Consider the following 11630-nt stretch of genomic DNA (forward strand, 5'->3'; position numbering starts at 1 on the left):
CCAGGGTGACGCAGAGCGTCAGGGGATGCATTCCCACGCGGAGCGTGGGAACGATCATTTATGCACACCATTTACGAATAACGAGAAAGAAGACCCCGCATGCGCACACTGATCATCGAGCCGTTGACCAAGGCAGCCTTCGCCCCGTTCGGCGATGTCATCGAAACCGATGGCAGCGATCATTTCATGATCAATAACGGCTCGACCATGCGCTTTCACCGTCTGGCCGAGGTTGAAACGGCCACGCCGGATGACAAGGCGATCATCAGCATCTTCCGCGCCGAGACGCTGAACATGCCGTTGACCATCAGCATGCTGGAGCGCCATCCGCTGGGCAGCCAGGCCTTTATTCCGCTGCTCGGCCACCCTTTTCTGGTCGTGGTCGCGCCACTTGGCGATGCACCTGAACCCGAGTTGACCCGCGCCTTCATCACCAATGGCAGGCAGGGTGTTAATTACCATCGCGGCGTCTGGCACCACCCGGTGCTGACGATCGAAAAGCGGGATGACTTCCTGGTGGTTGATCGCAGTGGCAACGGCAATAACTGCGATGAGCATTTCTTCGAAGAGAGTCAGAAGATGGTTCTCGATCCCCAACTATAAGAAGGGTCTGACCACCCGCCAAGGGGTGGCAGGCAAAGGGTAAGACTGTGGCTGCACATCTGATGGAATGGCTGAATCTGGGCGTGCGCTGGATTCACATGATCGTCGGGATCGCCTGGATCGGCGCGTCCTTTTATTTCGTCTGGCTGGAGAACAACCTCAACCGCGCCAACCCCCGTGACGGTCTGTCGGGCGACCTCTGGGCGATTCACGGCGGCGGTATCTACCACCTGGAAAAGTACAAACTGGCCCCGCCGACCATGCCGGACGACCTGCACTGGTTCAAATGGGAAGCCTACTGGACCTGGATGTCGGGCGTCGCGCTGCTGTGCATCGTGTTCTATTCCAACCCCACCCTTTACCTGCTGGCACCCGGCAGCACGCTGAGCGGCGGCGCAGGCATCGCCATCGGCGTCGGCTCATTGATCGCCAGCTGGACGATCTACGACATCCTCTGCGATTCGCCGCTGGGCAAGCGCCCTGTCCTGCTGGGCCTGGTGCTGTTCGTGCTGGTCATCGCGGCCTGCTTCGGCTTCAGCCAGGTGTTCAGCGGGCGAGCGGCTTATCTGCACACGGGTGCGATCATCGGCACGATCATGGTCGGCAACGTGCTGCGCATTATAATGCCGGCCCAGCGCGCGCTGGTCGCCGCCATCGCCGAGAACCGCACGCCGGATCCGTCGCTGCCCGCCAAAGGCCTGCTGCGTTCACGGCACAACAACTACTTCACCCTGCCGGTGCTGTTCATCATGATCAGCAACCACTTCCCGAGCACCTACGGCAGTCAGTACAACTGGCTGATCCTGGCCGGGATCGCGGTGTGTGCGGTGCTGGTCCGTCACTTTTTCAACACCCGCCACAACAGCCACAAATATGCCTGGGCCCTTCCGGTCGGCGCGTTGGGGATGATGTGTCTGGCGTACGTCACCGGCCCGGCGCAAACATCTCGCAGCCCGGACGTGGCGGCGAACATCCAGTACCAGCCGCTGCCGGGCACGGCCATCGGCGGTCATCGCGCCGACGAGCCGAAGCCCGCGGTCGCGCCAGCGCCTGTCGCCGCTGCGCCTGAAACTGTGCCTGCGCCCGCTGCCACTGCCCCCGCTGCCGCGCAACCAGCGCAACCCGCGCAACCCGCGCAGGCCAGCAGCGGCGGTGTGGATTTCGAGAAAGTCCACAGCGTGATTCAGGAACGGTGCACCGTCTGCCACTCCGCCAAACCCACCAGCCCGCTGTTCAGCAGTGCGCCGGCCGGAATCATGTTCGACACGCCGCAACAGATCCAGCAACTCGCCCCGCGCATCCAGGCCCAGGCCGTGACCGCGCAGATCATGCCGCTGGGCAACATCACCCAGATGACCCAACAGGAACGTGACCTGCTGGGTCAATGGATTGATAAGGGGGCGCAGACGAACTAAGCAGCTGCAAGCTTCAAGCGGCAAGCCACAAGTCAGAAGCAGTACGCGATCGGCTTTAGCTTGAGGCTTGCCGCTTGAAGCTTGTCGCCTTCACCGATTCAAAGCTTCAACCCCAAAATAAGAACAAATGAGGTGTTGCATGTCCGAGTCAACTCACGCGCGCATCCCTGCCGCGCCGCCACGACAGCCCCTGCCCTTGCTGCAACTGATTCTGGTGGGCCTGCAACACGTCCTGTTGATGTACGGCGGTGCCGTTGCAGTGCCGCTGATCATCGGCCAGGCCGCCGGGCTTTCCCGGGAAGACATCGCCTTTCTGATCAACGCTGACCTGCTGGTCGCCGGCATTGCCACGTTGGTGCAATCGCTCGGCATCGGTCCGCTCGGCATCCGCATGCCGATCATGATGGGCGCCAGTTTCGCCGCTGTCGGCAGCATGGTGGCGATGGCCGGGATGGGCGGCGTCGGCCTGCCGGGGATCTTCGGCGCGACCATCGCGGCGGGCTTCTTCGGCATGCTGATCGCGCCGTTCATGTCGAAAATCGTGCGCTTCTTCCCGCCGCTGGTGACCGGCACGGTGATCACCTCCATCGGCCTGTCGTTGTTCCCGGTGGCGGTCAACTGGGCCGGCGGCGGCAGCAAGGCGGTGAGCTTCGGCGCCCCGGTGTACCTCGGCGTCGCTGCGCTGGTGTTGTTGACCATCCTGCTGATCAACCGATTCATGCGCGGGTTCTGGGTGAACATCTCGGTGCTGATCGGCATGGGCCTGGGCTACATCCTCTCCGGCTTCATCGGCATGGTCGACCTCAGTGGACTGGGTCAGGCCGAATGGCTGAAAGTGGTCACGCCCCTGCACTTCGGCATGCCGCAATTCAGCCTCGCGCCGATCCTGTCGATGTGCCTGGTGGTGGTGATCATTTTCGTCGAATCCACGGGGATGTTCCTCGCCCTGGGCAAGATCACCGACCGCGACGTCACCCCGGGCATGCTGCGCCGGGGCCTGCTGTGCGATGCGGCCGCCTCATTTCTTGCGGGCTTTCTCAACACCTTCACCCACTCCTCGTTTGCGCAGAACATCGGCCTGGTGCAGATGACCGGTGTACGCTGCCGCTCGGTAACCATTGTCGCGGGCGGGTTTCTCATCGTGCTCAGCCTGCTGCCGAAAGCGGCCTATCTGGTGGCCTCGATTCCGCCTGCCGTATTGGGCGGCGCGGCCATTGCGATGTTCGGCATGGTCGCCGCCACCGGGATCAAGATCCTCCAGGAAGCGGACATCTCCGATCGGCGCAACCAGCTGCTGGTCGCGGTGAGCATCGGCATGGGCCTGATCCCGGTGGTGCGGCCGGAGTTCTTCAGCCAGCTGCCGCAGTGGATGGGCCCGATCACCCACAGCGGCATCGCCATGGCGACGCTGAGTGCCGTGCTATTGAACCTGCTGTTTAACGTGCTCGGCGGTGCCGATCGTGCGGTGATGGCCGGGCCGCTGCATCCACACTGAGGGGTTGCCCTGTTTTCGACGGGAGTGCGCTGTGACAGAGCACTTGAGCACCGCCGCGCGAGTCAGTATCCTCCGCCGCCGCTCGAATTCAGTCCAATAACAACACTGCAACTGACCTGACTGGCCGGACAACTCTCCGATCAGCCCGTGCCTGTTCCAAACGGCATCGATAAAACGACCCATCGACTGTTCTTTAAACAGCCGGCGGGGCTTTTTCGTCTTTTTTCAAGGTGTTGGCTCAGCTCTTGCTATCAACTCGAAGCTGACCAAACAGACAACTTAGTTAATAAAACCAAGGCGCCATAACAGAGCGTCAGTTCGCAAAAAACCACGACGTCAATCCAAGGGAGTATTTACATGAACCGCACGCTTTCCAGCCTGATGGCCGCCAGCAGTCTGCTTGCCGCTGCGCCGGCCATGTCAGGTGATCTGTTGCAGTGGCAAAGCAACAGCCTGACTTACCTCTACGGCAAGAACTTCGCCGTGAACCCTGAGAACCAGCAGACGTTCACCTACGAACATGCCGATGGCTGGAAATACGGCGATAACTTCGTCTTCCTCGATTACATCAACTATAACGGCAAGAAAGACGGCAGCCTGGGCAACGCCTCGACGTACGGGGAGATCTCCCCTCGCCTGTCCATGGGCAAGATCTTAGATCAGAAGTTTCAGCTGGGGCCGATCACTGACGTGTTGTTGGCGACGACGTACGAGTTTGGCGAAGGGGATGTCGAGTCGTACCTGATCGGCCCGGGTTTTGACTTGAAAGTGCCTGGCTTTGATTACTTCCAGCTGAACTTCTACAAGCGTTACACCGACGGCCACCGCGCCGGTAACGGTGCCTGGCAGATTACCCCGGTCTGGTCCTACACGATCCCGGTGGGCAAGTCCGACATTCTCATCGACGGTTTCATGGACTGGGTCGTGGACAACAAACAGTCCAACAGCAAAGGTGATTACCACTCCAACCTGCACTTCAACCCGCAGATCAAATACGACCTGGGCAAGGCGCTCAATCTTCCGGACCGGCAGTTGTATGTGGGCGTCGAGTACGACTACTGGAGCAACAAGTACGGCATCAACGACACGCGCTCTTTCGACACCGATCAGAACACCGCCAGTTTGCTGGTAAAAGTGTTCTTCTAACGAAGCGTTGATCTGCTGCCGATCGATGGTCGACCGGCAAGATCCTTGTCGACCTGAGGCGCAGCGGATCAGACACCAAAGGTCTCTGATCCGCCACTTTCAGCCGCTCCAGCCCTGCCGACAGCACCCCCTCAGGAGTGCCCTTCCCACGGCAGCGGCTTGCCCGCTCGCACCCTCGCGTTGAGCGAGCGCAACAGGTCGAGGGGATCACGGTCCTTCATCGCATGACTCTGCTCGTCGACCCAGGTCATGACCTGCTGCCGGTCGAGCGTTGGCCGGCGGTGCAGGATTTCCACCAGCTGTCGCTCGCAATGCTGGGCATACGCAACGACGCTGGAAAACAATGGGCTGTTCATGCTGCCGACACCTCGCCACCGAATACGCGTTCAGCCTTGATAAGGCGCCCGTTCTGTTACTGCCCTTCTGCTACTGCTCCCGATGCAACCCGCCACACAATACCACCGGCACGCCGTCGCGCCAGTGACAAAGCCGGTGGACAAAGGGGTTGTAGTTGCACAGCAGTGGCAATGTTGAGCCTGCTGCGAGGCCGGTGCTAACATTCGCCACCGCCGAGCAGGCAAGGACATACCGGTTTATGAGCAGCATCCGCGAGCGCAACAAAGAACTGATCCTGCGCGCAGCCAGTGAAGAATTTGCCGATAAAGGATTCGCTGCCAGCAAGACCAGCGACATCGCCGCCAAGGCGGGTGTGCCCAAGCCCAACGTCTATTACTACTTCAAATCGAAGGACAACCTGTACCGAGAGGTGCTCGAAAGCATCATCGAGCCGATCATGCAGGCGTCGACGCCATTCAATCGTGAGGGGGTGCCGGCTGAAGTGCTGACAAGCTACATCCGCTCGAAGATCCGCATCTCCCGCGACCTGCCTTTCGCTTCCAAAGTGTTCGCCAGCGAGATCATGCACGGCGCGCCGCACCTGACGCCCGAGCAGGTTGACCAGTTGAATGGTCAGGCCAGGCACAACATCGAGTGCATCCAGGGCTGGATCGATGACGGCCTGATCGCACCTGTCGACCCCCATCATCTGATGTTCAGCATCTGGGCGGCGACCCAGACCTACGCCGATTTCGACTGGCAGATCTCTACAGTGACGGGCAAAGCGACCCTGGACGACGCTGATTACGAAGCGGCCGCCCAGACCATCATCCGGCTGGTGCTCAAAGGGTGTGAGCCGGACCGCTGAGGGTCACAGGCTTTCGTGCTTGTCGTAGCCCAAGGCCTTGTTAACGCCTTGTAAAAGCTGGCCGAAACTCCAGGGCTTGCGAATGAACACGACCGGGTGCACGACGCCAGAACTCTCGGGGGTCTCGTGACCTGACATGATCAGGATCGGGATGTGCGGATACTTGTTGCCCGACAGGTTCGCCAGATCGGCACCGTTCAACTGACCCGGCATGAGGATATCGGTGAGAAGGAGCGCCACGTCGTCGGAGTTGCTCTCGAGGTACGTCGCAGCCTCGTCGGCAGTCTCCAGCGCATAGGTCATAAAATCTTCGTCCTCGAGGATTTCGCAAACAAACTCGCGAATGATTTGCTCGTCCTCAACCACCAGAATGAGTCTCTTGTTCGGTACGTCTGCTGCCATTTGCGCCACATCCACAATAATTATTTCCCATGCCTGCCCGGCCGGCCCTGTCCTGGACTCGGGTGTAGTCCGTACTGTGAGCGGCGCGAGCGCAGGAAATTCCATCGGGAAGCAACATTTGGTCGAAACGCTGTACAGATTCGGTAAATGAATGGGTACAAAAGGGCGTTCGCCAAATCGCGGGCAATAAAAAACCCGCCGAAGCGGGTTTGTGCAACACCGTCCAACTTCCTGTTGGCCGCCAATGCCTGGCAACGGTCGATCATCCTTGATCCTGCAGCGGTCCGTTGCTGCAGTTGATGGATCCAATGTACCGCGCCGAAGTGTTTCAACCTAGAGCCAAGTTCCTCAGCTCGTGTAAGCCTTTCGCTATACCTGTATCGGATCTGACGTCAGGCGAAGGCATTTCTTACAGCTTATTTGGCTTTGATAACTACCATTGCAGATATATCCCTGCACCGCTCTCACGTTTGTCACAAACAAGCCGAGACGCTTAATGACACCGCGTCCTCTGTCTGTCGTTTGACGGTCATCGATCCGCTGTCCCGCAACCAGTTTGACTGGCGCGCTGCCCAGGACGCCAGACCCAATAAAAAGAACAAAGAAACGGAGTGACGATCATGAACATGCGCAATCTTTCCATCAGCCGGCGCTTGTGGTTGATTCTCATCGTCGCGGTGGTGATGTTGTTTACGCTGGCAGCGGCGATGCTCAAGCAGATCCATGACGATCTGTACGAAGCCAAAACCGTCAAGACCATGCACGTGGTGCAGACCGCCAGTGGCCTGCTTGATTACTACCATGGCCTGGAAACCGCCGGCACCCTGACCCGCGAGCAGGCGCAGCAGCAGGCCATGGATGCCATTCGCGGGCTGCGCTATAACCAGACCGACTACTTCTGGATCAATGACCTGCGCCCGGTGATGATCATGCACCCGGCCAATCCCAAGCTGGTGGGCCAGGACCTGTCCGGCATCAAAGACCCGGACGGTTTCCAGGTCTTCAATGAGATGGTCACCCTGGCCAAGGCCAAAGGCGCAGGCATGGTCAACTATCGCTGGCCCAAGCCCGGCGCCACTGACGCAGTCGGCAAGACCTCCTACATCTCGCTGTTCGCGCCGTGGGGCTGGATCATCGGCTCAGGCGTTTACATCGATGACGTGCAGGGCGAGTTCTACAAGCAAGTGGTCAAGGCGCTGTCGATCAGTGCCGGCATCTTTCTGGTCATGGCGCTGCTGTTGATTCTGATCGCACGCAGCATCGCCGGCCCGCTCAAGGCCACGGTCGAAGCGATGGCCAACATCGCCAGCGGCGAAAGCGACCTGACCCGCACCCTGGAAACCCAGGGCAACGACGAAGTCACGCAACTGGCCCGGCACTTCAATGCGTTCACCGCCAAACTGCGGCGGGTGGTCAGCGAGCTGCAGTCGTCTGCGGTCGGTCTCGGCCAGGCATCCAGTGAGCTGGGCAGCAATGCCATCCAGGCCCAGGAGCGCAGCCAGCAGCAGTCGTTGCAGATGGAACAGGTGGCGACGGCGGTCAATGAGGTCACTTATGGCGTGCAGGACGTGGCGAAGAACGCCGAGCACGCCGCCAGCGAGATGCGCAACGCCGAGTCCCAGGCGCAGCAGGGCCAGGCCAACATCGACAGCAGCCTGAAGCAGATCGGGCACCTGTCCGGCACCATCGATCAGGCTGTGGAAGTGATTCGCACGCTGGCCAGCGAAAGCACGCAGATCGGCGGGGTGCTGGAGGTGATCAGCTCGATTGCCGAGCAGACCAACCTGCTGGCGCTCAACGCCGCCATCGAAGCCGCCCGCGCCGGTGATCAGGGCCGAGGCTTCGCCGTGGTCGCAGACGAAGTCCGCCTGCTGGCCCAGCGCACGCAGAAATCCACGGCGGAGATTCAGGCGATGATCGAGCGCCTGCAAGCCCATTCGGACGCTGCAGTGAAAGTGATCGCTGACAGCAGTCGTTCGTCGCAGCTGACCATCGAACAGGCCAACCTGGCCGGCCAGAGCCTGACGTCGATCAGCCAGGCACTGCGCAACCTCAACGGCCTCAACGCCTCGATCGCCAGCGCCACCCTTGAGCAATCCCACGTGGTGGAAGACATCAACCAGAACGTCACCCAGGCCGCACAACTCTCCCAGAGCACGGCGGTGGCGGCGGAACAGTCCAGCGCGGCGAGCCATCAGCTCAAGGGGTTGAGTGAGCAGTTGAATGGGTTGTTGAAGCAGTTTCGGGTTTAAGCGACTGACGCCTTCCCGGCTGAAGCCGGTCCCACAGGGGTACGCGATGTTTTCGTAGGACTGGCTTCAGCCGGGAAGAGGCCGGTGGGAGCGCCATCAGATGTGCGGTGCGACGCCTCACAGGTTGCGCTCCTGAGCGCTTTGTCCCACGCTCTGCCGACCTTGCACGCGGAACGACCCCATGGACAGCAACATCAGCTGGCGCGAACAGCTACGCATCATCGTTTTTCAAAGTGACACCAAACCCGGCCGACGCTTCGACAAAATTCTGCTGGTGCTCATCCTCTGCAGCTTGCTCGTGGCGATCATCGACAGCATCGAGGCCGTTCACCGCAATTACGCCGCGCCATTGGCCTGGGTCGAGTGGACCTTCACCTTCATCTTCGCGGTCGAGTACCTAGTGCGCCTGTACTGCTCGCCCAAACCCCTCAAATACGCGTTCAGCTTCTACGGCCTGATCGACCTGCTGGCGATCGTGCCGGGCATTCTGGCGATCTATTACAGCGACGCGCAGTACCTGCTGATCGTCCGCGTGGTGCGCATGCTGCGGATCTTCCGCGTGCTCAAGCTCAGCCCTTATCTGAAACAAGCCAACTACCTGCTCGCCGCCCTGCGTGGCAGCAAACAGAAGATCATCGTGTTTCTCGCCACCGTGTCGACGCTGGTGACGGTGTTCGGCACCTTGATGTACGTCGTCGAAGGCCCGGAGCACGGCTTCACCAGTATTCCCAAGGGCATCTACTGGGCGATCGTCACGCTGACCACGGTGGGCTTTGGCGACATCGTGCCGAGAACACCGATCGGGCAGATCCTCTCGTCGCTGGTGATGATCACCGGTTACTCGATCATCGCCGTGCCCACCGGGATTTTCACCGCCGAACTGGCCAATGCCATGCGCGGCGATCAGCTGCAGCACGACTGCCCGGTCTGCGCAAAGAACGCCCATGAGCCTAACGCGGCGTTCTGTTCGCGCTGCGGCAATGCGCTGTTTCCCAAGCTCGGCGCGATCGCTGGACCGGCCAATGCAGAACCCGACATAAGCACATGAGTTTTTGATCTATTGGGGGGCTGGCGACTTTGGTTATAGTCGCCAGCCATTGGCCATCTCGTCTGGTTCTAACAACGGCTCTTTCAAGAGCGAATCGATAAACGCCTCATGCTCAACGCCACAAGGAATCCACAGTGAAAAAGATCTTCGCCGCTTCCCTGCTCGCCGCAGGACTGGCTCTGGGCAGCGCTGCACAGGCCGCCGCGCCATCGCTGCTCAACGTGTCGTATGACGTGATGCGCGATTTCTACAAGGACTACAACGCCGCGTTCCAGAAGCACTGGAATGCCGAGCATCAGGAAAGCCCGACGATTCAGATGTCCTTTGGCGGGTCGAGCAAACAGGCGCGTTCGGTGATCGACGGACTGCCGGCCGATGTCATCACCATGAACATGGCCACTGACATCAACGCGCTGGCCGATAACGGCGAGCTCGTGCCGAAGGACTGGGTCACTCGCCTCCCGAACAACAGCGCGCCGTTTACCTCGGCCACGGTGTTCATCGTGCGCAAGGGCAACCCGAAGGCGTTGAAGGACTGGCCGGACCTGGTCAAGGAGGGCGTTGAAGTCGTGGTGCCCAACCCGAAAACCTCCGGCAACGGCCGCTACACCTACCTGTCGGCGTGGGGCTATACGCTGAAGCATGGTGGCGATGAAACGGCGGCCAAGAAGTTCGTCGGCGAGTTGTTCAGCCATGTGCCCGTCCTCGACACCGGTGGCCGTGGCGCGACCACCACGTTCATGACCAACCACATCGGCGACGTGCTGGTGACCTTCGAAAACGAAGCGGAGATGATCGCCCGCGAATTTGGTCGCGATCAGTTCGAAGTGGTCTACCCGAGCGTCTCCGCTGAAGCTGAGCCGCCTGTGAGCGTGGTGGACAAGGTGGTCGACAAGAAAGGCACCCGCGCGGTGGCCGAGGAATACCTCAAGTACCTGTGGTCGCCAGAAGGCCAGGAAATCGCGGCCAACAATTACCTGCGCCCACGGGACCCGGCAGTGCTGGCCAAATACACCGACCGCTTCCCGAAAGTGGATTTCCTGTCAGTGGAAAAAACCTTCGGCGACTGGCGCACCGTGCAGAAGACCCACTTCAACGATGGTGGGGTGTTTGATCAGATCTACCCGGCCAAGTAAGGCCTCCGGCTTAGTACGCCAAGATCAAGAGCGTCTGCCTAGGGGCAGACCGTTTCGCCTTCGGCGAGTTACTTGATAAAGCCCCAAGTAACCAAGGGCTTTTGCTCCTGGTTGGGCCCCTCGTTCCTCGGGGTTCCTTCACTCCGGTCTTGCTCCGTGGGCCCGCGCCGAACGGACATCCATGTCCTGACGGCGCTCTCGCCGCATCCATGCGGCTCGGCCCACTGCGCAAAACCTGCGTTCAGCCTGCACCCAAGTCGCGATTTGTGGTGTTTGGGCTTCTTGCGTATGGAGATCAAAAGCAAATCAACAGCTTCCCGGCTGAAGCCGGTCCTACGGGGGTAAGCGCTGCTCTTAGTGGGACCGGCTTTAGCCGGGAAAGCGTCAGCAGGCACGCCGCGAAATTGATGATCGTTGATCGTTCCCCCGCTCCGCGTGGGAATGCATCCCGTGACGCTCCGCGTCACCTCTCCAGGCCTAAATGCGGGTCGTCTGAGGGACGCGGAGCGTCCGGGGCGGCGTTACCACGCAGAGCGTGGGAACAATCAGAATTGATGGTGAGCAACCCGGCCTCTTCCCGGCTGAAGCCGGTCCCACTAACAGACCTCGCACGTCCGTAGGAGCGGCTTCAGCCAGGAAGCTTTTGATCTGCTTTTGATCTTCATACGCAAAAGGCTCAAACACCGCCAAACGCGACTTTGGTGCAGGCCGAGCGCAGACGACGCGCAGTGGGCCGAGCCGCATGGATGCGGCGAGAGCGCCGTCAGGACATGGATGTCCGTTCGGCGCGGGCCCACGGAGCGTCGTCGGAGTGAGGGTACCCTGACGAAGGAAGGGCCCAACCGAGAGCAGGCACCCTTGGTTACTTGGGGTGCTTTTCCAAGTAACTCGCCGAAGGCGAAACAGTCTGCCCCCAGGCAGACGCTCTT

At 60.3% G+C, this 11630-nt stretch carries 10 protein-coding genes; 8 read left to right on the forward strand and 2 right to left on the reverse strand.

What is annotated here, in order from left to right; genetic code table 11:
* Positions 1–99 precede the first annotated feature (99 nt).
* From BBI10_RS12070 to BBI10_RS12085, 4 genes are all read left to right on the forward strand, one after another.
* A complete protein-coding gene (locus BBI10_RS12070) occupies positions 100–603 on the forward strand; it encodes an ureidoglycolate lyase (RefSeq protein WP_065988727.1) in 504 nt (167 codons plus the stop codon).
* Between the two features lie 47 nt (positions 604–650).
* Complete coding sequence (locus tag BBI10_RS12075; protein WP_065988728.1) at positions 651–2018, forward strand: urate hydroxylase PuuD; 1368 nt, start codon at positions 651–653, stop codon at positions 2016–2018.
* 139 nt (positions 2019–2157) lie between these two features.
* Positions 2158–3513 (forward strand): nucleobase:cation symporter-2 family protein, encoded by a 1356-nt coding sequence (locus BBI10_RS12080; RefSeq protein WP_065988729.1) that lies wholly within the window; start codon positions 2158–2160, stop codon positions 3511–3513.
* A 357-nt stretch (positions 3514–3870) separates the two neighbouring features.
* On the forward strand, positions 3871–4659 hold the full coding sequence (locus BBI10_RS12085; protein ID WP_065988730.1) for a hypothetical protein: 789 nt from the start codon (positions 3871–3873) through the stop codon (positions 4657–4659).
* Between the two features lie 131 nt (positions 4660–4790).
* On the opposite strand, the gene BBI10_RS12090 is transcribed toward BBI10_RS12085, so the two are convergent.
* Positions 4791–5015 (reverse strand): hypothetical protein, encoded by a 225-nt coding sequence (locus tag BBI10_RS12090; RefSeq protein WP_065988731.1) that lies wholly within the window; start codon positions 5013–5015, stop codon positions 4791–4793.
* 239 nt (positions 5016–5254) lie between these two features.
* On the opposite strand from BBI10_RS12090, the gene BBI10_RS12095 reads away from it, so the two are divergent.
* On the forward strand, positions 5255–5863 hold the full coding sequence (locus tag BBI10_RS12095) for a TetR/AcrR family transcriptional regulator (protein WP_065988732.1): 609 nt from the start codon (positions 5255–5257) through the stop codon (positions 5861–5863).
* Between the two features lie 3 nt (positions 5864–5866).
* On the opposite strand, the gene BBI10_RS12100 is transcribed toward BBI10_RS12095, so the two are convergent.
* Positions 5867–6265 (reverse strand): response regulator, encoded by a 399-nt coding sequence (locus BBI10_RS12100; protein WP_065988733.1) that lies wholly within the window; start codon positions 6263–6265, stop codon positions 5867–5869.
* Positions 6266–6885: 620 nt separating this feature from the next.
* Here BBI10_RS12100 and BBI10_RS12105 point away from each other — a divergent pair.
* The 3 genes from BBI10_RS12105 (at position 6886) to BBI10_RS12115 (ending at position 10701) form a co-directional block, all read left to right on the forward strand.
* Positions 6886–8517 carry a methyl-accepting chemotaxis protein gene (locus BBI10_RS12105; protein ID WP_065988734.1) on the forward strand — a complete coding sequence of 544 codons (1632 nt, stop codon included), beginning with the start codon at positions 6886–6888 and terminating at the stop codon, positions 8515–8517.
* Between the two features lie 181 nt (positions 8518–8698).
* Entirely contained in the window at positions 8699–9565 is an 867-nt protein-coding gene (locus BBI10_RS12110) for an ion transporter (RefSeq protein WP_065988735.1), read from the forward strand.
* Between the two features lie 134 nt (positions 9566–9699).
* Entirely contained in the window at positions 9700–10701 is a 1002-nt protein-coding gene (locus BBI10_RS12115) for a sulfate ABC transporter substrate-binding protein (protein ID WP_065988736.1), read from the forward strand.
* Positions 10702–11630 lie beyond the last annotated feature (929 nt).

This window comes from Pseudomonas graminis, assembly GCF_001705435.1.
Classification (GTDB): domain Bacteria; phylum Pseudomonadota; class Gammaproteobacteria; order Pseudomonadales; family Pseudomonadaceae; genus Aquipseudomonas; species Aquipseudomonas graminis_B.